Origin of the sequence: Methylobacter sp. sgz302048 (assembly GCF_052162025.1) — a bacterium.
GTDB lineage: Bacteria > Pseudomonadota > Gammaproteobacteria > Methylococcales > Methylomonadaceae > Methylobacter.
The window spans coordinates 2552760-2578486 of record NZ_CP197401.1 but is presented as its reverse complement, the minus strand read 5'-3'; the positions used below and the strand labels follow the sequence as shown (position 1 = coordinate 2578486).

Genomic DNA, 25727 nt, shown 5'->3' with positions numbered 1-25727 from the left:
AAATTAATCCCGCAATCTCATGTAACATTTCTGTCGGTTGTTTAAATTCACCAATCCTTAAGGAGATGTGCTATGAAAACGTGCGTCCAGGGAGCTTCGGATCCTAATGGCCTAGTTCTCAACAATCCAGAGCAACAACTCTCACCCGACATCATTGAGGCTTTGTCGCTCAGACGGGCGGCGCATCTCGATATACTCGAGCTTCATAATCAAAGTGACCTATCACCTGACATCAGAAAGAAGCTTTTAGAGTCAAAGCAGCTTTTGTATCGAACAGTTGTGGAAACGACTGGCCTAGATATTGAGAAATTCAACGCTGAGCTATACGATATAGCCACTGAGAAGAACCACCAGATAGCTAATAGCTTGAAGCTTCGTATTAATAGATGGCAAGGATGGAGGGATCGAGTTGGTATTGTACCTCCTATGGTTGTGGTGTTTCCTCCACCAGCCGTGACGGACCACTCATTTTGGTGGGCACAGACGGCGGTATCGTCTATTGCTCCAGACACGAGAGCGGATTTTCGGGATGATGGCCTACACTTCTTTGGCGGGCCTAAGGTCAATAACTACGATGGCGAGATGCACACCAGCTTTGGTGCGACGGCTCTCTTTGCGTTGCAGCCCGAACGGATTCCAACTTCGGCGAGCGGTTGGTTTATGTCCAGCCCACACGTCGAGATCTTCGGCGGAATTGTAGCTTTTGCTCCTGATTGGGATCTGATCCAGGGCAATGGCATTGCCTCATGTAACCTGGTACTTAGACAGACTGTTTTCCAGTGGAAGTTCGGCCAGAGCGGCCCTGTAGCCGGAATTGTGAACCAAGCTGAGAGCAATGAACAGTGGATCTACTTAAAGAATACAGGATATTCTCGGCATGCAAATATGCCAGGATTCAAGCCCATACCGCCTGTTGGCTTTCACGAATCTCAATTCAATAGAAACGAGCAGTTAATGGCGGAAATTGAGGTTCGCTTTGATATTTATCTCAACACGACAGGAGCTCTGCTCTGGTGTGATCCGGAGGTCCTATTGAGAAACTTCCAATGGCCACTCGTTCCCGTGTAGTCTATACGCAATAATGCAATCAGTTTATTTAGTGTCTATATAAGTTCCCTTTATAGCCAGGAAGAAATGGGACTGAGAACTATGTTCTACGAGTCAACTAACGTCCTCATGTCCAGGAAGCTATCCAGTCCGTGACTGGACCGGGAACCTTAGTAGCCTGATAATCGATCCGCAACAGGCCGCCATAAGTTTCTGACTTTTTTGTTCGGCACATGATTATCTTCCTCAGCATTCTCCAGGCCGAACTGCTGCAACACTAAAGCAGCTTCTTCTGATGCACATCATTGAAATTTGCTATTTATATCGAATATAAAGATTGTTTCAGGACGCAATAAACTTCACAAGATAACGGCAACAGCACAGGTTGATTGTTCTGAAGAATTACATTGCGGGGAGGCTGCATGGATAATTGCAATTTCTTGGATATCAAAGATGTACTGTTTACCTTCGTTCCGCCATTTGTTCAATGGTTCGTACGCGAAATGATGGGCAAACCTTCTAAAAATATTGCAGAGGACATTTTTGAAGCGGTATTTAATGGAGTTGGTATATTGTTGGTTATATATCTAATAGCATGTGATTGATCGTCTTAAATGTTTTGGAGCCTTCTGATGGGAACAAACACAACTAGCATATCAAAGCTAGAAAAAAAGCAGGAATGGTATCAAGGGCCGAATTGGGCTGATTCGATAATTAGAGTGGTAATATCGGTAATGATCGGTGTTACTACTAGTCTATTACTATTTGGCCTAGGTCTGCCTAAGGTTGCTGGCTTGACTATAGGCATGGTTATTTCTGGTGTAGCCTTAACCGCAATTAAATACGCTGGACGTGATTAATTATATCGCCATAGGGATTCTCAAATAGCCCTCTTATCAGTTTTTTGTCGGTTTTACGACGTCCGGTTTAACGTCATAAACCCGCATCATGGCCGCCGATCTGTGGCCGCTGGCTTTCAGTTTGTCGCCTTCAGTATCGAAATGCCCTTGCGCTTCAGGTCATGGAAGGTGAAGTAGTTATATTCCACGCCATCCCTTTTGGCCTGTTCTGCAGCTGCGCGCTGGATGCGCTGCATAGCGGTTTGCAGTGAGCTGATATTGATTTTATTGCCGGTGCGCTCGCTGATGAGCAAAAACCGCTTATCGGCAAGGATAGGGTGAGGCTGTTTGCGATCAAACAGAATCTTGTTACGCTTTTGCTTGAGCGCTTCCCAATTTTCTCTTAACCTGGGCGTCCAGCGCGTGATGTTATCTTTGCTGCCTTTACGACGACGGATTAACAATCCATGGGTCCAGGGTTCGAGTCCCTGACGCCCCACCATTAAAATCAAGGGGTTGCAGAAAAAAATCTGTAACCCTTTTTTATTGTCTCAAAGAAATGTAAACAATATGTAACCGGATTTACTCAACAGGAACGCAACAATTGCCGATGCATCAGGCACAAAAAAGCCCCTATTGAAAGAGGCTGAATAAGGACTTTGTATTGAGGGTGAGAGCGTAAACCCTCACTCATGATGTTACCGTTAATTTCTTGTCGACTAATTAATGAGCCACAAAAAAGGCCAGCATATAGCCAGCCTTGATTGATGATTGTTCTTTGATGTAATGCTTCGGTTACTTTAGGTGGAGTTTCTCTAAATATTCCGCTGATTCTCCGATTGTATCGGCTAGCAGATTGACAGCGTCTAGCATAGTCACTTTGTTAAAGTTGCTCTTGATGGCTTCCGGTATAAGACTTTCGCATTCCTCATCCACTTGAAACCGTCTAAGCATGTCTGATATTGCCAATATTGCTCCACTTGCCTGTTTAATCTTCTCAATATGCTCCTGAGTTACGTCATAGGGCCTAAAAGCGGGTTCTTTTCGGCGGTCATGCTTTCTCTTATCTTTAGCACGCGACTCAATAAATCTATACAGTTTTTTATCTGGTTCTGTCTCTAATTTCATATTGTTTGTACTGTGCAAGAAACACAAGATAAGCATAGTTGACAAAAATAAAACTGCCAGTAAATGGTGGGCTTGGCTGAGCTTTGATGCTCACTATTGGTTATACTGACACTGACTCAAGCGCTCGCAATGGAAGAACAAAAAGCCAAAAAAGCCCCTGTTAAAAAGGGGCTGAATAGAGACTTCACTGTAAGTGAGGGTGGGGTGTAATCCCTCGGTCATGATGTTACCGCTCATTTCTTATTTTTTAATTAATGAGATACAAAAAAGCCGGTGTTCCCCGGCTTTGATTAAGTATTTTCTGATTACGGCTATTCGCAAACAGCCTCTAATTTTTCCCAAGTCGTCATGTGTTGGTGTTTGATCGCTGATGCTGAGCTGGTCAGCGTTGAGGTGGTCTAATTCAGGTAGACATCAAACTCGGCCGACAATTCGGCTAAGGTCTTATCGCCTCTCAGCGCTGCCAGAGTCATCTTGGCTTTGAACTGGGGCGAGTAATTGCTTCTTTTCTCACTCACGTTTTTTCCTCATGCGTTGAGATCACCATAGAGCCGTTTTATCACTTAAGCCACCGCCCAGTTCTCTGGGACCATTTCTATTCATGTAAATAAATCACATATTGCCTGTGTAATTTTTCACAGATTTCAACGATCCATTTCTTCAAACTATCCTGCAAGTACTTCGATGTTCAACAGGGCGGAACTTGGCATTTCAATTTTAATGTGGGGTGTGAGTTAAGGTTCAGCTGGTTCTATCCAGAAGTATTTAGTACAGAGGGTGTATTTAATACGGATGATGCAACGGTCTCGTCTGGGGTTGAAGATTAGCCGATCTCATCAGCCTTTAAGGAGAAAAGTGAAGGAGCATTTAAAGTTGCGATTGAGATGGCGTTTACGGATTATTTAGGCATCAGCATGTCATGCCGTTATTCGATGGCACGGCATTGCTCAAGCTGATCCTCTAGCTTGCTACCAGTTAGTTAATGCTCGATAATTTTTCTGCATCATTAGCATTAGCAGGCGCCGCTCAGCTACGTTAAAAAAGGAAGCCCAAGCAGCGCCGGAGTGAATATAACAAGTAGAACAATCATCTCATAATTGGAGAAAATCTTGTGGAGCAGCAATATAAATTAATACCTTACATTTTATTCGGGCTTTTATCCTCTCATTTTGGCAGTGCGGTCGTAGCCGCTCCTAAAATCTGTCCGCCCGGACTTGAAGCGGATTCCCCGACCGTTCCTTTCTCAATAGAACAGGCAGACATCAATAGTGGCGCTCTCAGCTTCCAGCAAATCAGCAACCACGGTAAATCGCTGTTTGACGCCAGATTCAACCGTTGCGACGGTTCAGGCCGACCTGAAACGACTGGCGGCGGCGACAAACGCGACATTCCCAGCTTCTCAGAAGAGGGTGAACCCATCACCGCGGCACAGGTTGAAAAACTGCGCACTTCGGCCCCGGATTCCGATGCCTGTTCCGGCTGCCATGCTCAGCCCGAAAGCGGCGGCGCGGGCGATTTTGTCGCCAACGTATTTGTTTTGGCCCAGACGCTGGATCCTGTCACGCTGTCTGTAAGCCCGACAAGAAGCAACAGCCGCAACACCCTGGGCATGCACGGCTCAGGGCCGATCGAAATGCTGGCGCGCGAAATGACGGCGGATCTTCAGGCGCAAAGAGCCGGCCTGGGTGACGGCGTTCATACGCTGACCACGAAAGGCGTCAAGTTCAAGGTCAAAATTGCTAACGGGCAAGTGGTTGAATCGGAAGGCATAGATCACGATCTGATAGTCAAGCCTTTTCATCAAGCAGGCAAAGTCATTTCATTGCGCGAATTCTCTAACAATGCCATGAACCACCATCACGGCATGCAAGCCGAGGAGCGTTTTGACTTGAATCCGTCTAAAGGCATGGATTTTGATGGAGACGGCGTCGAGCGCGAGCTGACCATCGGCGACGAGACCGCCATTAGCATCTGGCAGGCTCAATTATCCACGCCGGTGCAGGTCATGCCGGAAAAACACGAAGAGCGCGAGGTTGTTAAACACGGTGAAAAGGTATTCAACGATGTCGGCTGTACCTCCTGTCACGTGCCTTCAATGGTGCTGAACACCCGCCATTTTGTCGAGCCTAACCCGTACAACCCTGCCGGCAACTGCAAATCCGCCGAGGACGGCTGTCCGAATTTTTCCTTCGACATGACCAAGACCGGCGACAAGCCCAGACTTGAAAAAGGCCCCAAAAATACGGCCATTGTCCGCGCTTATACCGATCTTAAACGCCACAACCTGTGCGATGATGCCAATAGCGCCAATCCTATCCGCTGGTTCTGCAACGAGCAGCTCGCGCAGGGCCGGCCGGACCAGAACGGCAAGCCCGGTTCCGAATTCTTCTTGACCCGCAAATTATGGGATGTCGGCAATACTGCGCCTTATGGCCACCGCGGCGACATCAGCACCATTACAGAAGCCATTCTGTACCACGGCGGAGAAGCCCGCGCCTCTCGCGACGCCTTCGCCGAGAAACCGGTAGAGGATCAAAAAGCGCTTGTGGCATTTTTGAAGACACTGCAGATCGTGCCGCAAAAAAAGTAAATTCAGTATAGCGGCTGAATTAGCCAGCCCCGTTGTCGGACCGGTATCTTCCGGTCCGGCAACGGGCATTGAAACGCTAACCGAATAATGACACGTCGACTCTTATGAAATGGATCAAGAGTAAAATCCTGTTCTCACTATCACTGCTGTTACCCCTGGGCAGCTGCAACTACAACGACGCCAGAATTGACTATGACAAACAGATAAAAGTCTGTTCGACCGCTGAAAGCAACGGGCTGATAGATATGGCGGCTCAAGCCTGCCATCAGGCGCTGAAGATTGCGGACGATCAGGTCTTTGCGCCCTCGGAAGTCTCGGAGCTGTTGTATCAGCTAGGCTATCTGGAGCGCCAGCGAGGACAGTTTAAAGACGCGGAAAAGCTTATCCGGCGCTCACTGGCGATCGAGGATCTTCTTAAAAATCAAGGAAAAATCGCCTCCCGGCTGATTGAGCTGGCATTGAACCAAGCCGGGCAGGATCTCTGGCTGGATGGCGCCGATACATTGAAACACGTTGTCCCTTTGCTCGAGGGCTTGTCAGACAATGATCGGAAAGCGGCAGCCGGTGCGTTCAGGTTATTCAGCGTACGGCTTGAGATGCGCGGTTATGCCGCGGAGGCCAAACTATTTAAGGCCGATTTCCCTGATCGGGGAAATATTAGCGGTCTAGCCACCATTAATTAGGAGGATATAAACAGTGGAGCAGAAAGAAATTAAGGGCATCTACGCCAATATCCCTGCCAAAATCGAGACGATTGATTGCACCTTGCGCGATGGAGAGCAGGCGCCGGGCGTCTGGTTCTCGCTGGAAGAAAAGCTAAGGTTGGCAAAGTTATTATCGGAAGCGGGGGTTGATGTTCTGGATGCGGGCTTTCCGGCCAGCAGCTGCGCCGATACCGAGGCTATGCAGGAAATGAAAAGCATGGGGCTGCGCTCAAGCATAGGCGCAACCGCCCGCGCCGTTCATAACGATATTGTCGCGGCCGAAAGAGCCCATGCCGATGAAGTGTTTTTGTTCATTCCGACCAGTGATTTTCGTATTCAGCAAACCCTTGGCGCAGACCGGTCCAAGGCGCTCGGCATGCTCAAAGCCGCGGCCGAAGAAGCGGCCGGCAGGGCCATGGGCGTCAATCTGGTTTTCGAGGACGCAACACGGGCAAGCTTTTCATCATTGATGCTTTTTATGAATACATTGCTGGCCAATGTACCCATAAAGAGAATTATTGTTTGCGACACGGTCGGCTGTACTTTTCCCTACGCCATGGAGCGGTTGATAGCGCACCTATACGATGCGGTCCCCAAAGACGTCAGGCTGTGTGCTCATTGCCACAACGATTTTGGTCTGGCTGTCGCCAATACGCTGGCCAGTGTCGCCGCAGGCGCATCCAGCATTACCTGTACAGTCAACGGCATCGGGGAACGTGCCGGAAATGCCGACCTGGCGGAGACCATCGCCGCTCTGGAGCATCTTTTGTTCGTAGGGCATTCAGTTCGTCCCGACTATCTGCCGGTTCTGGCCCGGGAGGTTGAGCGGATCAGCGGCATTCATACCAGCCCGACCAAACCTGTCACCGGCTTTAATGTGTACCGTCACGAGTCGGGCGTACATGTCGACGGCATGCTCAAAAATGCAAAAAGTTACGAATATCTGCCTTCTTCATGGGTTGGCGCGAAAACCGAATATGTGCTGGGCAAGCACAGCGGCGCCGCGCTGGTGCGCCATCTGTTGAAACAGGCCAATATCGACGCAGAGGAAGAAATGGTCCATCAGATACTCGGCAGCGTCAAGAAGGCTATGGAAAAACGCGGCAAGGAACGCCACAAACAAGCTTACAGTGATTGCCTGCAGTTTCGTACCCAGGCTTTGTCAGGCGTGAGAATTGCCGATTTTCTCGCCCAACATGTCAGTGACTGATTCGGAGAGTTTATTGTGCGGGAAACATTAAGCGACAAGGTCATTCGCAGCCATGCCTTGAACGGCACCGGCCAGGAAGACTATGTGCATGCCAGGATAGATGCGTTGCTGGGCCATGACGCAACCATTGCTTTGCTTATCAATGAGTTCGAGCGGCGCCAATTATCCATTTGGGACAAAAGCAAAGTCATTTTTACCAATGACCATTTCTCACCGGCGGCCAGCATTGAACGTGCCGATATTTCCGCCAATTTTCTGCGTTTTTCCCGAAACCAGAAGATAGACCACTTATTGGTGGATAAAGGCATTTGCCACCAGTTGCTGGTCGAAAACAGCCTGTGCCAGCCGGGCAGCCTGATTGTCGGTGCCGACAGCCATACCATTATGGGCGGCGGATTGGGCGCTTGCGCCACCGGCATGGGCTCTACCGATATTCTGTTCGCGCTGGCCACAGGCACGACCTGGCTGCGCAAGCCGAAAACGATACGCGTCATTTTCCACGGCAGCCTGCCTGAAACCTGCAGCGGGCGGGATATCATCCTGGAGCTGCTGCGCCTGCTGGGCGAGGACGGCGCCCAGTATCGCTGCCTCGAATTTCACGATCATGCCCAGCCCAAATTGTCTCAGGATGACCGTTTCGCGATCGCCAATATGGCGGTTGAAATCGGCGCCAAGTTCGGGGTTTTTGTGCCCGACGAGATTACGCTGGCTTACTGTCATGCGCGCGACAAGCAGACGCCGGGCAATTTGGTGTTGCCGGATGCTGATGCCGACTACGAATACACTCTGGAGCTTGATCTATCAGAGCTCAGCCCAAGAATAGCCAAGCCCTGGTCGCCGGCCAATGTAGTCGCGCTCAGTGAGCTTGACAGCATACCGATCAGCACGGCTTTCCTGGGCTCCTGCTCCAGCGGCAGAATCGAGGATATTCAGGAGGCCGCCGAAGAACTGGAAGGAAAAACCATTCATCCCGACGTGCGCCTGATCATTATTCCGGCCTCAATCAATATCTTCAAACAGGCGCTGGACAAGGGTTATGTCAAAACCCTGACAGAAGCCGGGGCTATTTTCAATCAAAGCAGCTGCGGGCCGTGCGGCGGCATAGACAAGGGCGTATTGGGCTCCACCGATGTCTGTATTTCCACGTCCAACCGTAATTTTCGCGGGCGCATGGGGCATTGGGACAGCAGAACCTATCTCGCCAGCGCCAGGACGGTGGCGCGGGCGGCACTGAAAGGTTGTATCAGCGGAGATTTATATTCATGAACAGTATCCAGGGCAGCGTTTGGTTATTTGGCGATAACCTCAACACCGATGTGATCCATCCGCCCAATTGTTACAGTCTGGACCCCGTAGTGGTCAAGCAGGGCCTGTTTTCAAAACTGGACGCCACGCTGCAATCCCGCCTGAAGCCGGGCGATATTCTAGTGGGCGGCAAGAATTTCGGCTGCGGCTCCAGCCGGGAGACGTCCATTCGAAGTCTGTTGCTGAATGAGATAGGCGCGATTGTCGCAGTCGATTTTGCGCGCATTTTCTTCCGAAATGCCACCAACAACGGCCTGCCTTGCCTGCAATTTGCCAATGCCGAAGACAAGCAGAAGCTGGCTGAAGGCGAAACCTGGACGATCTCTTTCGATGACTGGACGTTGACAAGCAAAACCGGCTTGACTATTCCTTTAGTGCCGGCGGGTTCCTTTGTCAGGAAAATCTGGTCGGAAGGCGGTTTATTAAATCTGTTGCCGGCTTCGGCTGAAGACGCATGACGCAAGCAAAACGTTTTGACAAACCCGAATGCCTCGATGTGATGACCTGGGCCGGAAAATGGGGGGACAGCCTCGAAAAGGTGGTGTCGGCCCGTTTTACCGAATTGACAGGCGTGCCTGTCAGGCATCATACGAACATCGGCCTGCGCCTGCCGGAGCGGCTTCATGATGCGTTGCGCACCCGGAAACGCCCACCTTATGACGTGGTCTGGTCCAATGCAGTGCCGGCGGTCGCCATGGCAGAACTGGATTATTGCCAAGTGTTCGATGAAGATGACATGCCATCACTGGCTGAGCTTTATGAGCGCGCCCGGCCGACGGGCTTTGCCGACCGGCTGGTGTTTCCCTACAGCGTGCATTATGTGCTGGTCTATTTAAAGCCGGCCGTCGAGGCTCGTGCGCTCAAAAGCTGGGATATTCTCATGGAGCAAAGGCATGCCGGCAAGATCGCCGTTTACCCGAACGGCAAGGGGTTCTATCCGATTGCCCAGGTGCTGGGCGGCGGCAGTATTGATAGCGTGCCTGAAAACATGCAGCCCTGCTGGAATTACTTGGCCGGATTCCGGCCCCGGATAGCCGTTCTAGATTACAGCATCGGCATGGAATCCCTGTTCAGGACGGGAAGTATCAATCTGTGTTTCCGGGCCTTGCCGAATGCGCTGGGCTTTATTGAAGCGGGGCTGGATGTCGGCTGGACCATTCCTGAGGAAGGCACCTCGGATACCACCGACGCGCTGTGGATTCCACGGCATGTGCCAGAAGATCGCGCCTATTGGGCAAGGAAATACATTGATGTCGCTCTGTCCGCCGGCGTGCAAAGCGAATGGTGCAGCAGATTAGGAGCTTTGCCCGCCAACAAGAGAGCTGAAGCTTCGGCTATTTTCGATGGGCCGGGCTTCCCGCGCAACATGGATGACACTGGCGGTTTTCTGTACGTGCCTGACGCTGTGATGTGGCGACACGAAGCCCAATGGGAAGCGATCTTCGAACAATTGCCATCGGTAGGTTGCTGAAAAATTCGACGATTTGCTATTGGCCTAGTTAACAGGCCGTTTTTGCCGCTACATTCCGTCTCGTCTCAGCGCATCAGATGCAGCAATTTTTATAGTGAGTCAAAAGATCTCATTCAGCTGATTTCAGGCGACGGCTCATTATGCTGGTGCAACAGAACCGGCGAGCTATCCAGGTAAATAGATCACACTTTACGTGTGTAATTTTTCACAGATTCCGTCGGCCTGTTTCTTCATACTATTTCACAAGGTTCGATGTTCGACAGAACTCGATGAGTGAATCAAACTTGAGATGTCATGCTATGACCGATAAATCTTCCACCGATAAATTATTTCTTCCGGGACAGGATTTCACAATCCGTCCGGAATGGCGAAGAACAGCACAGCCACAGTACGCACAAGCCCTGGTTTATGCGCCCGGCAGAGTGCATTTTTGCGTATTCGATTTTTCCAAAATGGGCCCCGGCCTGGGCGGCGGGGGGCTTGGAGTCTCCACGTCAACCGCGGTCAATAAACTGCTTGTTTCCAGAAAGCGCAATGCCAGTCAGGAAATGACGGCCACCACACGGCATCTGGTGCAGCTTTTTAAGGAACTGGTCAATTACGCCGACGACGATATTTTTGTCGACATACAGGAAAAGATTCAGTTTTCCCATGCGGGCCTTGGCTCCAATGTCAGCCTGAATACGGCTGTGATTGCAGGGCTGAATGCCTTGTTCGGCAGTCCTTTTTCCGTGGAAAACATGTGGGACATCATCACCCGTAATTACGTCGAGAACGCCGCGGACGGCCATGCCATTTATCGCGGGTTGGATACCGGCGTCGGCGAGGCCTGCCTGTTGTATGGCGGTCTGGTATGGATCGCCGAAGGGGAGGGCATGGGCGATGGACGGTATATCGGCAATCTGGCCACCGATGGTCTTTGGATAGTGACCGCGGTAGGCGATGTCGGGAAATTGTCCGGTGATGTGCTCAAGGCGTTCGGCGCCGATGCGGATATGTCCGGAAAAACCGAAAGCGAAGTCGTTGCCGGCAAATGCAACGAGTATCAACGCCAGTACGGCGATGCGCTTCACGCGGTGCTGCACAGAATGCGGGCCGATCTGTTGAGAAATGATCTGCGTGGTCTTTTATCGACTTGCTGGGACATGAATGAAGTCGGCAACATTAAAGTGCTGGAAGGCATCTATGAACCCGCCATTTTGCATAAACTGGTCAAAACCCTGCGCAATGCAGGAGCCTTATACGCCGGCATGAGCAGCGCCGGTCCAGGGTTTTTCGCGTTTGCTGATTCAGAACACAGCGCGCTAAGGCTGCAATCCGTTCTGCAGGACCGGTTTGGCGATTATTTCAATAATTTCGCCGTGGGTCAGGCGGGCTCAAAATTGAGTATCTATCTGGATTAGCGCCCATACCGAACTTCAATCATCAAGTCCATCAGAGAACACGCTTAAAATGACACCGCAGGCTGAACATCATTTGACCAGGGATCATATTTTTACCGTTATGCAGGCGCAGCTGAAAAAGCTGGCCGACAGCTACGAGACCATACCCGAAGAGATCCATTGGTCCGATTCCATTATGACCGATCTGGGCTTTGACTCGATAACCGTGGTCGAACTTTGCTGCGCCGTTGAGGAAGCCCTGCAGATAAAGGAACTGCCATTAAACCGGTGGCTTAACGAACAATCGGAAAAAGACGGTGAGCGTTATACGATTGCCTCATTCGTTGATCTGGTTCTCAGCGCCAATGCGCCACAGTGACAGGGAGTAGACTGTCATGGAACAGGTATCAACAACTCTGCCGTTCGAAACCATCGGCACCCGCCGTGCCAATGCCCTGTCCCTGCGGCCACACGGACTGCCCGGCACGTTAATAACGCTGTGCGGCATTGATGGCGCGGGCAAAACGTCCACCATCAAGGCCATCACGGATTATATCGGCAGTCAGGGCCTGCCGGTATTCTGCACCTACACGCCCACCGAGCGGGTCAGAACCAACAGCCTGTTTCGCGCTTTGGTTGACGCCGCGGACGACAAGGCACGCAGCCAGATAGACATTCTCGGCTTGTGCCTGACCATTCTGGGGGATTTGATCCAGCACATCAGCGACACCATCATCCCTCATCTTGAGCTGGGGCATGTCGTGATTTGCGACCGCTACATCTACACCAGCCAAGCCGAAGTCCACAGCCGGGCGGCCGATGAAATCCCCAAAACCGTGCTGGCCTATATCGCCCGGCATGTCATACGTCCTGACTTGGCCATCGGCATGCATATCGATCCCGATACGGCCAGACAGCGCATACAACAGCGCGAGCATGAGCGGGACAAACCGCTTGATCTCGAGTTCATGAAAATCCAGGCGGAGGCCTATCTCAATGTCGCGCGCGACAACGGGCTGCTCATGATTACAACCGATGCGCCGCTGGAATCCACTTTCGCCCTGCTGAAGCCCAGCCTGGATTATTGCTTGGCAAGGTATAAAAAATGATTTCCAGCAGCCAAAACGAACAACGGCGTAAAAAAATCGCCGGCGTGTTGCCGGCTCTGCGTTGGTTTCGCTCTTATGCCCGCACCCGCTTGCCTTTCGGCAGCCTTATTCTGCCGCTGGCGCTGAGTTTTCCTTCATCCTGTATTTTATATCATAGACTTAGTAGTCAACCAATTAACCTCAGCCTCGTATCTGTCGTTGAATGGCTGAGCTTCATTCTGCTTTTTGTCCAGTTGCGCCTGATCGATGACCTGGATGACGTGCAGGATGATCACCGTAATCAACATCAGCAAACCGAGCTGACAGAGCATTTATCCATGCTGCTGATCATCACGGCCAGCACGTTAATCGTGCTGAACATGGCTTCCTTCAGAACCCTGTCGGCGGTTATTTTTTCAACCTTGATTTCATACGCCGGGCCGTTCCTGATCAAGCGCTTTCTTCCCCCGCATCCGGCCAGCCTGGTTCTGGGCTGGCTGGTTTTTGAAGGGGCTCCGGCATCCTTTTTTGTTTATATCTATTTCGCCTGGTTAAGCCATTCCCCGGCAGAAGCGCTCTCCATCACGCAGATAGCCCCGGTGGCCGGCATGTTCTGGCTGGCTTACGAAATCTGGAAGTTTTCCCGCAAAGTCCATGTTAATGCCATGCAGCCCTATTTTCTGCCGAAAAAAGGCGTCAGGGTGGTGTTGAGTTTATTGCTGGCTCTGGCGGCGGCCTTGATGGCGGCCTTGGCCGACATGGCTGATTTTTCAGCCTTCGGACGTTACGGCGCCGGTTTGTTGCCTCTGGTTTTTTTAGTCTGGATGAACGGAACATGGCCTGATCTTTCAGGGCTTGAAGGCCGCGAAACGGTCGCGGCGCCGGCTTGGAACGGCATGAGCTTTCTGATCATCTTTGAAATCATGCTGAGCGTTGAATTTATTTTTGAATGGGTACGGTTATAAATATGCAAATACTGGTAACAGGCGCGAGCGGTTTAGTGGGCGCGGAAGCCATCGCCAGGCTTCTGAAAGCCGGGCACACCATTGTGGCGCTCGTTCATTCCGTCGGTAATATTGTTACCAACGACGGCACACTTTTGCCCAGCCGGCCTTATACCGGCGGGCGGGGCAATCCGGGCGAACTGCTGACTGTTAAAGGCGATCTTCAGCAGGACGGTTTGGGGTTAGATGCCGAACTCTACAGGCAGCTTCAGTCCTCCGTGGATAGGGTGCTGCATTCGGCGGCCCTGACCAGCTTCGGACGTCCCGAGGAACGCTACGAAGCCATCAATGTGGCCGGCACGCAGCGGATGATTGACTTTGCCATGAAAAAGCCAGGCGCCTGCATTCCTTTCATCTACATCAGCACGATGTATGTCTGCGGCGAGCGGCCCGGCATTTTTTCGGAAACGGTGTTCGACCGCGGGCAAAGCTTCGGCAGCCCTTACGAAGCCAGCAAGTTTAGAGCCGAAGCGCTGATCAGGAAGGCCCAGGACAATGGGCTGCCCACGGTCATCGTGCGCCCCGCCATTATCGTCGGCGATTCTGTCGACGGCACGATGCGCAAATTCGACACCATCTATGCGGTTTACCGCATTACCACGGCCGGGCTGGTGCGGACCATACCCGGCGATTACGGCGCGACGCTGGATATCGTGCCGATAGACTGGGTGGCGGACGGCGTGGTGGCCGCGCTGGAAAATTTCAGTCAAGCGCAGGGCAGAACCCTGCACCTGTGCTCCGATCAGCCGCTGGCCTTGCGCGAAATCAACGACGTCTGCGCCTTGTTTCCTTCTTTCAGCGTGCCCCGGTTTGTGCCCGGCCACGTGTTTCACAGCTACGGCATGAAAGGCCTGGAAAAGCGCTACTACGATGAAGTGATCAGCCTGTACGAATCCTACTTTCGCCGGCAGACGGTTTTTGTCCGGGATTCGACCTGGGACATTTTTGCCAAGGCGCCGCCGGCGCAGGGCAAGGAATTGCTGCACAAAGTTTTCAGCTACGCCGTCAAAGTCGGCTATTTCAGAAGAACAACCCATGAAATCTAACCGTCAGGGAGAATGTTGATGTCGCTTAATCATTCATTTCTGCTGCAGCTCTGGGAGCAGTCCCGCCAGCAGCTATACGCTCAGCTGGGTCAACGGCAGCCATCGGCGGTCTTTCTTGAAGGCTCGATCGCCGAAGGTTTTGGCAACGAGCGTTCGGATATCGACTTCGTCGCCATCATTGACGACGGCACGGAAATGGCCACCATGCCTTATATCTTGTTTCTGGAAAACCGGCGCGTCGAAGTGCGTCTGCTCAGCCGGGAGCGGCTGCAGCGTGAACTACTGCAAGTAAAAGAAGCCCTGAATGCGGGCATCGAATCCGTGGCGCAGATATCCTGGAACCAGCTGGAGCGCTGCCAGCGGTTCATCGGCTGCCTGCCTATTGAAAACGAAGCCTGCATCAAATCCTTGCAGGATCTGCTGGGCAAGGAGTCGCTAGGCAGGGCGGTCGCGCTGTGGTTCGAGGATTTTGCCCGGCAGACCGGACGCTATGCGGTGGCCATGCTGGCGCTGGAGCAGGATGATTATGCCCGGGCCTGGATAAAGACGTCGGTTTTTCACGCCGCCAAAAGTTTTGTCGCCCAGCGCGGCGAACGCTATCTGGGCTCCAAATGGCTGTCGCTGCAGCTGGATCGCGCCCAGGTCGATAAAAAGCTGGTGCAACGCTTTTGGGATTTTTATACCGAAAAATCCCAAGACAGCAGCGCCATCGACTATTTGCATAAAGGCATTGCCCTGCTGGAAGAATTCTCGGTTTCCGGCGTTGAGCTGAATTTTGAAAAAGTGCTCGCCGACAGCCGGGCCGGTGTCAGCACCTGGCAAATAGGCCGGCATCTGCACATTCTTCGCGACGAAGACATCTTTCGGCTGGACGACGGATCTGCCCGCGTCTGGCGCCGAATTATCTGGAATACGCCCTGTATACAGATAGCTCATGACAAACGCAGTGTCCAGGCGACAACAGACGCCAAAAATCATTTGGCCGATTTCAGCCGCGCCGGTCTAATTTCCCTGTGCTGGGGAGGCGAGGGCGAAATTCGGGCCCGGCAGCTGGGAACCTCGTGCCCATTACTGACGGGTAAGGCAGCGCTGATCTCTGTCGACGGGGCGCGGCTGTCCGCCAGTAGCCCGGCCGGCATTCAACTGCTGCCGGTTCCTGCCCGCCGCCTGGCGGAAGCCGGCGTCGAACTGACCTGGGCGAACATAGGCGTGGAAAACTCCCGGGAAGATTCGGAAGGCGCACTGCGCAGCGGCCAGCTGCGGGTGCTGCAGTATACCCTGCAGCGCATGATTCAGACCGCCAGCATGGTCGCCCTGGCCGGGTACGGCATCACGCCGCAGCCGCCGCTGGAAGAAGCGGTTCTTGAAGCCTTGCGCCTGCTGCCGCTGAATCCGTCTCTGGTCGAAGCCATCCAGCGCATTGAGACCGAGTCCATCCATTCCAGGGAACAAGGGCAGGAACTGTTCGAGCTTGCCGGACAAATTGTCAGAGAACTGCGGCAACTGGGCGGCGATGAGCAGTTTCCGGCCAGTTTTGATACGGCCTCGGGCTGGTGCGAAACGGTCATGTATGGTTATGACTGGATTAATCTGGCCACGCATTTGAACGCACGTTTTCCGGCCAGTGCGGTGGGCGGGCGAGGTTCCGCTGAAGAAGCCCGTGATTTGCTCGCCTCGAACATCGGTTGAAACAGGACAGGATATGGAACATAGCATGATTGCACCGCTCACCCCGGCAAATCGTCTCGAAGATATTGAACGGTTCGCTGGCAACAAGGGGAAATCCCTTTACCTGCTGGGAAACAATGGGGTTCCTGTGCCTGCCTGGATCATCCTGGGCACGGACGTCTTTCAATACTACCGGGAAGCGGCCGGTCTCGATAAGGTGATTGAGGCTCTTTTAGAAAATTTCAATGCGGACAATGCCGGCGACATAGCGGCTCAGATTCAAAATGCCGTGCTGTCGGCGCCGCTGCCCGAAACGGTCAGCGCCTTGATCAAGGAAGCGCTGACTTCATTAGGGCAGGGGCCTGTCGCCATTCGCTCTTCCGGCAAAGAGGAGGACAGCAAGGACTTTTCCTTTGCCGGCCAGTTTGATACGTATCTGGGCATCGAAGGCTTGGATGACATCCTGCTCCATGTGCAGAAATGCTGGGCATCGGTGTATTCGGAGCGCTCGCTGATGTACCGGCACCGTCATAATCTGGGCTTTGCCCATGCCGATATTGCCGTCATTCTGCAACGGCTGGTCATGGCCGACCGCAGCGGCGTGGTATTTACCGTCAATCCCGCCAGCGGCAATGCCAATGAACTGGTCATCAGCGCCGTTTACGGCTTGGGGGAAGGACTGGTTTCAGGATTGGTGGACGCGGATACGGTCGTCGTCGACAAGCGTAACGGCGCTCTGATCAGTCAGGTGATTGGGGAAAAAGCCCAGCAGGTAGGGCCGAACGGCAACATCAGCGATGTCCCGCCTGAGGCCCAGCAGCAATTGTCCCTGAGCAGCGAAAACATACAGGCGATCTGCGCGTCGGCCAGGCAGATCGAGCAGAACTTCAAGGCGCCGCAGGATATTGAATGGTGCCTGCAGGAAGGCCGTTTATGGATACTCCAGGCCAGGCCGGTCACGGCTTTCAAAGAGGAACCGAAAGGCGATTTTCAGATTTGGGACAATTCCAACATTATCGAGAACTATCCCGGTATCGTCAGTCCGTTGACCTTCACGTTCACACAAAACTTGTATTCGACAGTGTTTCGGGAATACTGCCGCCTGTTGCGCATTCCCGAAAAACAGCTCAAGGAAATGGACGGCTTCCTCGGCGCGGTGCTGGGCTATATGAACGGGCGGGCCTATTACAACCTGCTGCATTGGTACAAACTGGTCGGCACCAGCCCGTTTTATAACCTGGGTCATAAAATGCTGGAAGTCCAGATGGGGCTGGACGAGTCGCTGGACCTTGTCGCCTGCGAGGAAAAAATCCAGCCTTACCACGCCGATTCCCGCCTTGAGTATCTTTGGATTCGCGCTTTGAGCGGGGCAATGTTTTTCTGGTATTTTTTCACGCTGAAAAAGCAGGTGCGCAAATTCCGTGCGGCCTTTTACAAACTGTACGAGACCTTCAATGCCATTGACTACAGCGAATTGCCCGCCGACCGGATCTATGCCCACAGCAAGCAGTTCGAGCAGGCGATCATTGCCCGTTGGGGCATCATGATTTCGCTGGAATCCTCCATCGGCTTGCCCTATGGCTTGTTAAGGCTCCTGATCCGCCGCTGGCTGCCCGATGCGCCTGACTGGCTGGAAGTCGCCGTAATCGGCGGCATTCATGACATGGAATCCATGGAGCCGGCCTTGAAAATGGCTGAGCTGGCCGGCCATGCCAGACAGAATCCCGAATGGGAGCGCATTATCAGCCAGACGCCGGCAAAGCAATGCAGCCAGGCGTTGGCCGCAGCCGGAGCCGATGCGTTTCTGGCCCGGATTGACGCCTACATTGCCGCTTACGGCTATCGCAGCAACAATGAGCTGAAACTGGAAGAGCCCGATTTGCGCGAGGAGCCCGGCGTCTTGTTTGACATGCTGAAAGTGGCCCTGGCCACGGGCGCTAAAGAACAGGGCGTGCCGGCGGCCTATGAGCGCGATCTGAAAGCGCTGCTTGATAAGGGGCTGAATCCCGTGCAGCGCGTTCTGTTCAACATCGTCTTGCGCAAAGTCCAGTCTGCCATTCAGGCGCGGGAGACCGTGCGTTTTTGCCGCTCCCGAACGTTCGGCGTCTTCAGAAACATGTACCGGGCCATAGGCAATGATTTTGCCCGCCATGGGGTGTTTGAGGACGGGCGGGATATTTTTTATCTGCGCCTTGAAGAATTGAAAGGCTGCTTCGAAGGCATGGTTTCGGCCCGTGAGATAAAACCTTTAATTGTCCAGCGCAAGGCCGATATGGACGCTTATCGCGCAATGAAAGCCTTGCCGCCGCGTTTTGTCACCTTCGGCTCGGTGCTCGGCTGGCTGCAGCGATGGCCGGCAACGGATGGCCAGCAGCATGAATCGGCCGCAGCCGATGACGATAGCCGCGAGCTGCGCGGCACGGCCTGTTCCCCCGGCTTTGTTGAAGGCCATGTCCAGATCGTTCAGGAGCCCGGCGAGTTCAAAGGCGGCATCCTGGCCACTTACCGCACAGACCCAGGCTGGGTGGCCGTGTTTCCGTTTGCTGAGGCGCTGCTGGTCGAGCGCGGCAGTCCGCTGACGCATGCGGCGATTGTCGCCAGAGAAGTCGGTTTGCCCACGATCGTGCAAATACCGAAACTGACCCAAATGCTCAAATCCGGCATGCGGGTCAGAGTCAACGGCCAGTCAGGAACGGTCACCATTCTGGACTGAGGGCTGAATCGATCAGTCCTTTATTGCCGAACGATCCCTTATCCATTTTGAAAAAGCCGGTTTGCATTTATGAGTGAAACCCTTGCCGATATTTTGTTTGCACTGCCGCACGACGAAGAGCGCGGCATGCGTTTCATTACGCAACAAAACGAAGAACACTATTATCCCTGGCATTTGCTGAGGCGGCAGGCGCAACGGGTCGCCGCCAATCTGCAGTTTATGGGCGTTAAAAAAGGCGACCGCATCGCGCTGGTGATTGCCGAGCAGGAATATTTCATGCTCGGTTTTCTCGGCGCCCTGCTGGCGGGCGCGGTGCCGGTGCCCATGTCCTCGAATTTTATTGCCACGACCCGCAGCCGGCACAGCTATTTCGCCACGCTCGGCCACATTATTCAGGCCGCCGGCGCCCGTATGCTGCTGTGCATGGCGGCGCATGAAACTTTCTTGCAGCAGGGCCTGCGCGATGCAAGCGGGGCAGCCGTCAATCCGGCTTTGCTGGCCGTCGAAACCTTGCTGGCAGCAGAAGGCGGCGCTTTTAATCCGCCCAAAATGACCGGCAGCGACCTGTGCTTTCTGCAGTTCACCTCCGGCAGCACATCGATGCCCAAAGGGGCGATGGTCAGTCATGGCAATGTCATCGCCAACGCCAGAGCCTTTCTCGGCAATAAAGGCAGTCTGAAAAGGCGCGATGACGATATTACCCTGGGCTGGGTGCCGTTCTACCATGACATGGGACTGATGTGTTTCGGTCTGGGGCCGTTGGTGGTTGATCTGCCGGCGGTCCTGATTCCCACCGATCGCTTCGCCAGACAGCCCTGGTACTGGATGATGGCGATATCCCAGTATCGCGCGTCCATCACGTTCGCCCCGAATTTTGCTTTCGATATCGCCGCCCGCCTGACGCGCGAGCGGCACTTGGCCGGCATGGATTTGAGCCGGCTGCGCGCGGCCGGCTGCGGCTCGGAACCTATAAACCCGAAAGTCCTGCGCCAATTTTCTGCCTGTTTCGCGCCGGGAGGTCTGCGTGCGACGGCCCTGATGCCTTGCTATGGCATGGCCGAAGCTACGGTAGGCATTTCTTTTCATACTGTCGATGCGCCGATCATCACCGATCTCGTCGATGCCAGCGCCTTGCGCAACGGTGAAGCGCTGCCGGCTCAGGCCGGCAGCGGGCAGACTGCGGAAATGATCAGCTGCGGGCACGTCATTCCTGGCCACCAGCTTAAAATTGTCGGCCCGGACGGTCAGACCTTGCCTGAGCGGCAGGTGGGGGAGATCTGTTTTTCCGGTGCAAGCGTTACGCAGGGCTATTACCGGAATCAGGATGCAACCCTGGAAAGCTACCGGGACGGCTGGCTGCACACCGGGGATCTGGGCTATATCGCCCAGGGCGAACTGTATATCTGCGGCCGGCTCAAGGACCTGGTCATTATCCATGGCGTCAACTACTATCCGCAGGATATCGAGTGGATCGCCTCGCAGGCCGAAGGGATCAGGCCCAATAAAGTGGTTGCCTTCAGCGTCATGCGCAAAGGCCAGGAATGCCTGATACTGTGCGTCGAGCCCAATAGTTATAAAAATATCGAGGCCATTAAACATGCTCTGGTTGAAGACGTCGAGAAAGGGCTAGGGCTGCGCATCAGCGAAGTCGTGGTCCTAAAATCGGGCGCTCTGCCCCTGACCTCGAGCGGCAAGGTACAGCGGCGCAAAACCAAAGCCCTGTTTGAGAACGGGGAGCTGCAGGCCTATGAGGAATTGGGTGAGGCGGAAAGCCTCCCGGCGTAATCCCAGGCGATCGCCGGCATGCCCATTGCCAGAAACATAATTCATATTCACAAAAGCCATGACTCCTAGATTGATTCAAATGACTATCCATTCCATTCAGGCCTGCCATGTTCCGTTATAAAGATCCGTTCGTACAAAATCTGGCTGAGCAGATAGCCGCCCTTATTTTAGGCGAAGCCATCGATAGAGAGTCTGTCGAGCAGGCATTGGAAGAGCTTGCCTTGACCAACCTGCCTCAGCTTGCCGACTACTGGCGAAAAACCGGTTGCCGTCTGGGCATACCGGATGCCGCCTTTAAAAACAGTCATGTCTACTATTTTCCGGACCAGCCCGCGGCAAGGGTTTTTCGAACCAGCGGCACCAGCGGCGCCGATAGGGGAGCCGCCTGTTATTCGCCCTTGGGACTGAAGCTGATGGACCTTTCGATCATCGAAAACGCCAGACGGCATCTTATTCAAGAACTGGACAGACCTGTCATCATTCGCTTCGTGCCTACCGTTTCGCAGGCGCCGGAGATGATCATGGCTTATGGCATGGAACTGATCGCGACGACGTTTGGCGACAAGTCCCGCAGCGCTTCGGTCATCACCGGCAACGGCGTCGATTTCGAGCGTCTGCGTTCCATTCTGGACCAGGCCGTCAGCGACGATCAGCCTGTGGTTATGCTGGGCGGTTCGTTCGCGTTTGTAAACATCTGCGATGCGCTGGAAAAGCTCGGGTGGTTATGGCAGTTGCCTGAAGGTTCAAGAACGCTGGACGGCGGGGGCTTTAAGGGGCGTTCCCGCGTCGTCAGGGCCGGCGAGCTGAGATCGGCCATCACGAAAACGTTCGGCATTCCGGCCGGACGGGCTTTCAATGTCTTTGGCATGACCGAACTGGCGAGCCAGCTTTATGACGCCAATGACCGCGAGATAGGCCCGCTCGACGAACGCCCCAAACGCAATCTGCCGTTTCTGCAGGCGCGGGTCCGGGACAGTTATACGCTGGCCTACTGCGATAGGGGCGAGGGGCTGGTTGAAATTATGGATTCGTGCATCATCGACCGTCCTCATCGCATATTGACCGGCGACCTGGGGCTGGCGTCCGAGGACGGCGTAGCCATTATCGGCCGAGTAGAGCGCGGGCAAGCCCGCGGCTGCTCTTTGTCTCTGGAAAGCATCAAATTCTGACTTATGCCTACTAATCGTAATATTTCCTGGATACCCGCCTGGGTGGGTGCCAGCCAGCTGGAAACCTTCAATGCCAATATCATCAATGACCAGGGTAGCCAGCCGTGGCGGTGCACCCGGCCCTTGAGCGATCGCTGGGGCGTTATTGCCGATGGGCTCAGAGAGTCAACGGCCGCGCTGCGCGCCATGCCCATCGCCCATATTGTCGAGACGATCGATAAAGTCACCGCCAAATGGTGCGATCATAATTGGTCGGTGCGGCAGGCCGCACGCGCAGCCGTCGTTGAAGCGACCGGCTTTTCTGCGCAAGCGGTTGACAGAAGCTTCGATGTCGAACTGAAAAACTACCGGGCCGATTCCTTGTGGCGGGTGTTATACCGCGAGCTGGGCGATGCGGCAGCACTGGACGGTTTCGTGGCCGATGCCAGACTGCCGGGGCGCACTTACGCCATAGGCCCCGAGCTTACGTTGGCGATCTTTACCGGCAACGTACCGGGCTTGCCGGCGCTGTCCATGGTCAGAGCCTTGCTGGCCAAGTCGGCAGTCATCGCCAAAGTAGCCAGCGGGGAACCTACTTTTGCCGCCCGTTTTGCGGCAAGCCTGGCTGAAGAGGACGCGCGCATAGGCGACGCCCTGTTGGTCACTTACTGGGAACGCCATGAGCGCGACCTGCTGAAAACCGTTCTGTCTCAGGCAGAAGCCGTCATCGCTTATGGCAGCATCGAAGCCTGCCGTTCGGTTCGGGAATTGGCCCGCGATAACCGCATTTACATGGAACACGGCCATAAGTTCTCCGCGGGGCTTTTGGGGCGCGACTATCTGGCCCGGGTCGGGGCGCCGGTCATTGCCGGGCGCATTGCCGAGGATGTAGGCACATTCAATCAGCATGCCTGCATCGCGCCGCAGGTTTATTTCGTGGAAGGCGACAGGGCGGCCGTCCATAAGCTGGGCGATGAACTCAGCCGGGCCATGCAGGCTTACGCCGAAAAATACCCTTTGGGCAACTTAAGGCTCAAGGATGCCCAGACCCTGCAATTGCAGCGTGCGGCGCAGGCTTGGAAGGCGACCGTCGCCGATGCCGATAGCGGCTTATGGCAGGATTCCGCGCTGAACTGGACCATAGCGATTGAAAAAGACCTGGCTGAGCACAGCCTGTCAGGCAACCGTTACATCGGGCTTATTCCCGTGGACAGTCTGGAACAGGCACTGAAAGCGCTGCGGCCCTATGGCGAATTTCTGCAGAATCTTGCCTTGGGCGCTGATGAGCCTGAACTGTCGGTTCTGGCGAGACGGGCGGCATTGCTGGGCGCCAGCCGTATCTGCCAGCCGGGACGCATGGCGGAGCCCAGCATGATGTGGCATCATGACGGCCAGATGTGCGTCGCCGGGCTGTTGCGCTGGTGCGACATAGAAATGCACGACGCTTTACATGAACAGGAAGAACAATAATGCGCAGATTTCATTTGTTTGAAACAGTCGACTTGAACTGGTGGCCGCAGGTTTTGCGCGACGGTGTCATGGACTGGCTGCGGTTTATGATAGACAGCCACAAGAACTTCAATCTTATGGCGCCCAGGCTGCGCGATACGCTGGATAAAATGGGCACCAGCCAGATTATCGATTTATGCGCCGGCGGTTCCGGGCCTTGGCTGACGCTGGCGGCGGAACTGGAGAAAACCGGCGAGGTGCAGATTCTCCTGACCGATTTTTTCCCCAATGAGAAAGCCTTTCGCTACACGCTTGAGCAGTCCGGCGGCCGCATCCGCTTTCATCCTGAGCGCGTGGATGCCAGGAACGTGCCTTCATCGCTGAAAGGCGTGCGCACCATCATCAGCGCGTTGCATCATTTTCGTCCTGACCAGGTGCAGGCGATTCTCGCCGATGCCGTCAACACCCGGCAGGCGATCGTGGTCATTGAGGGTTCCGACCACCGCCTGTACGGCAGTCTGTTAATGCTGACCATGCCGCTGTTCATGCTGCTGTTGATGCCTTTCGTCAAGCCGTTTCGCTGGTCGCGCCTGTTTTTTACCTATCTGGTCCCCATCCTGCCAATAGCCGGCCTGTGGGACGGCATGGTCTCCATGCTGCGCACCTACACACCTGATGAACTGCGCGAAATCATCGACCGCATTCCAGGGCAGGAGGCGTTTTCCTGGGACATCGGCACGCAGGCGATCCCCGGCTCGCCCATCGGCATTACCTATCTTATCGGCACTCCAGACTCAACAGTTTCTTAAACCATGAATACAAAACCGCAAACAGTGCGCAGAACGCTCCGGCAGTATTTTTCAGAATTGGGGCTGTTGCTCGACAATCCCCTGTCGGGCTTTGAAGTTTACCAGCAACGCTGGGGGGACGTGGTCCCGCTGCCGATTCCCGGCTTGCGGGCTTTTCAAATCACGCATCCTGAACAGGTGGGCGTGGTCTTGAAAATACCCCATCGGGACCAGATGGCGACCAAGTCCCTGAAAGACCTGCTGGGCGAAGGCTTGCTGACCAATCAGGAAGACGACTGGCACTGGCGGCGGCGCATCATTGCCAAACCGCTGGGGCCCAAGGCCATCACGGCCTTTGTTGATGATATGTTTCGCCTGACCGAAAGCTGGTTTGCCCGGCTCAATCCGGAGGGCAGGGAAGTCGACGTGACGCCCGAATTAATGGGGCTGGCTTTCGATATTCTGATACACACGGTTTTCGGGGCCAATATCAAAATCGACAAAGACAGCATATTGTCCTTGCTGGAACAGTATATGCGCGAATTTACCCTCGACAATACCGGCTGGCGCCGCTGGCTGCCTCCGTTCATTGTCACGCCGGGCCGTCGTCAGCGGCGCCGGGCGATTGCCGGCATGCAGGATTTGATCCGCACCGCCATCGCGCAGCGCCGGGCTGCGCCGGAAAGCGATGATCTCCTGTATCGCCTGATGACCGCCCGTGATGAAGAAGGCAACAGCCTCAATGACGAGCAACTGCGCGATGAATTGCTGACCATGATTCTGGCCGGTTACGACACGGTAGCGTTAATGATCGGCTATTCCTTGTGGCTGTTGGCAAGGCATCCTGCCATTCAGCAGCAGGTTCATGAGGAATTGAAAGCGATTATCGCCGACGGGCCCATCAATGCCGAAACGCTCGCCAGACTGCCGCTGCTGAATACGGTGTTGGATGAGTCGCTACGCCTGTTTCCGCCCGCCTACATCATCGGGCGCGAGGCCGATAAAGACCTTGATCTGAACGGTTTCCAGATAAAGCGCGGCGACCAGTTGCTGGTTCCGCTGTGGGTCGTGCACCGCGATCCGCGCTGGTGGCAGGCGCCGGACGCCTTCAGGCCGGAGCGGTGGCTGAACGGCGAGACCGCGCACCTGCCGGCCAACGCCTTCTTCCCGTTCGGCGGCGGGCCGCGCCTGTGCGTGGGTGGCCATTTCGCCAAACTGGAAGGGGCGATTATTCTGGCGACGATTTTGCGCCACAGCCGCGTCAGCGACGTTAACGATGATCAGCTGAACTTGCTGGCAAGCGTCACATTAAGACCGGTTGACGGCATTCGTCTGCGTTTTCACAACCATTCGCCTGCGTAA

General features: G+C 54.2%; 24 protein-coding genes. 21 read left to right on the top strand and 3 right to left on the bottom strand.

Features of this window, described 5'->3' with window-relative positions; all coding sequences use genetic code 11:
- The first annotated feature begins 72 nt into the window (after positions 1-72).
- The 3 genes from ACTNE6_RS11700 (at position 73) to ACTNE6_RS11690 (ending at position 1907) form a co-directional block, all read left to right on the top strand.
- Entirely contained in the window at positions 73-1068 is a 996-nt protein-coding gene (locus ACTNE6_RS11700) for a hypothetical protein (RefSeq protein ID WP_442496835.1), read from the top strand.
- A gap of 401 nt (positions 1069-1469) precedes the next feature.
- Complete coding sequence (locus tag ACTNE6_RS11695; protein WP_442496834.1) at positions 1470-1652, top strand: hypothetical protein; 183 nt, start codon at positions 1470-1472, stop codon at positions 1650-1652.
- Positions 1653-1679: 27 nt separating this feature from the next.
- On the top strand, positions 1680-1907 hold the full coding sequence (locus tag ACTNE6_RS11690) for a hypothetical protein (RefSeq protein ID WP_442496833.1): 228 nt from the start codon (positions 1680-1682) through the stop codon (positions 1905-1907).
- A 116-nt stretch (positions 1908-2023) separates the two neighbouring features.
- Here ACTNE6_RS11690 and ACTNE6_RS11685 read toward each other — a convergent pair whose 3' ends face one another.
- From ACTNE6_RS11685 to ACTNE6_RS11675, 3 genes are all read right to left on the bottom strand, one after another.
- Positions 2024-2389, bottom strand: a complete 366-nt coding sequence (locus tag ACTNE6_RS11685; RefSeq protein ID WP_442496832.1) for a hypothetical protein — start codon at positions 2387-2389, stop codon at positions 2024-2026.
- A 292-nt stretch (positions 2390-2681) separates the two neighbouring features.
- Complete coding sequence (locus tag ACTNE6_RS11680) at positions 2682-3014, bottom strand: hypothetical protein (RefSeq protein ID WP_194970614.1); 333 nt, start codon at positions 3012-3014, stop codon at positions 2682-2684.
- A 398-nt stretch (positions 3015-3412) separates the two neighbouring features.
- Entirely contained in the window at positions 3413-3532 is a 120-nt protein-coding gene (locus ACTNE6_RS11675; protein WP_442499728.1) for a transposase, read from the bottom strand.
- 593 nt (positions 3533-4125) lie between these two features.
- Between ACTNE6_RS11675 and ACTNE6_RS11670 the strand changes: the two genes are divergently transcribed.
- The 18 genes from ACTNE6_RS11670 to ACTNE6_RS11585 all read left to right on the top strand — a co-directional run bounded on the left by ACTNE6_RS11670 (position 4126) and on the right by ACTNE6_RS11585 (position 25727).
- Positions 4126-5604 (top strand): di-heme oxidoredictase family protein, encoded by a 1479-nt coding sequence (locus tag ACTNE6_RS11670; protein ID WP_442496831.1) that lies wholly within the window; start codon positions 4126-4128, stop codon positions 5602-5604.
- A 104-nt stretch (positions 5605-5708) separates the two neighbouring features.
- Entirely contained in the window at positions 5709-6287 is a 579-nt protein-coding gene (locus ACTNE6_RS11665) for a hypothetical protein (RefSeq protein WP_442496830.1), read from the top strand.
- A 13-nt stretch (positions 6288-6300) separates the two neighbouring features.
- Positions 6301-7518, top strand: coding sequence for a LeuA family protein (locus ACTNE6_RS11660; RefSeq protein ID WP_442496829.1), 1218 nt, complete (start codon positions 6301-6303; stop codon positions 7516-7518).
- 15 nt (positions 7519-7533) lie between these two features.
- Positions 7534-8784, top strand: coding sequence for a 3-isopropylmalate dehydratase large subunit (locus tag ACTNE6_RS11655; RefSeq protein WP_442496828.1), 1251 nt, complete (start codon positions 7534-7536; stop codon positions 8782-8784).
- Positions 8781-9281 (top strand): LeuD/DmdB family oxidoreductase small subunit, encoded by a 501-nt coding sequence (locus ACTNE6_RS11650; RefSeq protein WP_442496827.1) that lies wholly within the window; start codon positions 8781-8783, stop codon positions 9279-9281. Before ACTNE6_RS11655 ends, ACTNE6_RS11650 begins: the two co-directional genes overlap by 4 nt.
- Positions 9278-10294, top strand: a complete 1017-nt coding sequence (locus tag ACTNE6_RS11645; protein ID WP_442496826.1) for an extracellular solute-binding protein — start codon at positions 9278-9280, stop codon at positions 10292-10294. Before ACTNE6_RS11650 ends, ACTNE6_RS11645 begins: the two co-directional genes overlap by 4 nt.
- 299 nt (positions 10295-10593) lie before the next feature.
- Entirely contained in the window at positions 10594-11697 is a 1104-nt protein-coding gene (locus ACTNE6_RS11640) for a hypothetical protein (protein ID WP_442496825.1), read from the top strand.
- Between the two features lie 49 nt (positions 11698-11746).
- Positions 11747-12055, top strand: coding sequence for an acyl carrier protein (locus ACTNE6_RS11635; protein WP_442496824.1), 309 nt, complete (start codon positions 11747-11749; stop codon positions 12053-12055).
- 16 nt (positions 12056-12071) lie between these two features.
- Complete coding sequence (locus ACTNE6_RS11630) at positions 12072-12785, top strand: dTMP kinase (protein ID WP_442496823.1); 714 nt, start codon at positions 12072-12074, stop codon at positions 12783-12785.
- Positions 12782-13729, top strand: coding sequence for a hypothetical protein (locus ACTNE6_RS11625; protein ID WP_442496822.1), 948 nt, complete (start codon positions 12782-12784; stop codon positions 13727-13729). The genes ACTNE6_RS11630 and ACTNE6_RS11625 overlap by 4 nt, the downstream gene beginning before the upstream one ends.
- Positions 13730-13731: 2 nt before the next feature.
- Entirely contained in the window at positions 13732-14814 is a 1083-nt protein-coding gene (locus ACTNE6_RS11620; protein WP_442496821.1) for an SDR family oxidoreductase, read from the top strand.
- A gap of 18 nt (positions 14815-14832) precedes the next feature.
- Positions 14833-16503: a nucleotidyltransferase domain-containing protein gene (locus ACTNE6_RS11615; protein ID WP_442496820.1), complete on the top strand. Its 1671-nt coding sequence runs from the start codon at positions 14833-14835 to the stop codon at positions 16501-16503.
- A gap of 25 nt (positions 16504-16528) precedes the next feature.
- Positions 16529-19195, top strand: coding sequence for a phosphoenolpyruvate synthase (locus ACTNE6_RS11610; RefSeq protein WP_442496819.1), 2667 nt, complete (start codon positions 16529-16531; stop codon positions 19193-19195).
- A 69-nt stretch (positions 19196-19264) separates the two neighbouring features.
- A complete protein-coding gene (locus ACTNE6_RS11605; RefSeq protein ID WP_442496818.1) occupies positions 19265-20980 on the top strand; it encodes a fatty acyl-AMP ligase in 1716 nt (571 codons plus the stop codon).
- Between the two features lie 107 nt (positions 20981-21087).
- The gene (locus ACTNE6_RS11600) at positions 21088-22149 is read left to right on the top strand and encodes a LuxE/PaaK family acyltransferase (protein ID WP_442496817.1); all 1062 of its coding nucleotides are present in this window, start codon (positions 21088-21090) and stop codon (positions 22147-22149) included.
- Between the two features lie 3 nt (positions 22150-22152).
- Positions 22153-23598, top strand: a complete 1446-nt coding sequence (locus ACTNE6_RS11595) for an acyl-CoA reductase (protein WP_442496816.1) — start codon at positions 22153-22155, stop codon at positions 23596-23598.
- Positions 23598-24386 (top strand): hypothetical protein, encoded by a 789-nt coding sequence (locus ACTNE6_RS11590; protein WP_442496815.1) that lies wholly within the window; start codon positions 23598-23600, stop codon positions 24384-24386. Before ACTNE6_RS11595 ends, ACTNE6_RS11590 begins: the two co-directional genes overlap by 1 nt.
- Before the next feature lie 3 nt (positions 24387-24389).
- Positions 24390-25727, top strand: a complete 1338-nt coding sequence (locus ACTNE6_RS11585) for a cytochrome P450 (protein ID WP_442496814.1) — start codon at positions 24390-24392, stop codon at positions 25725-25727.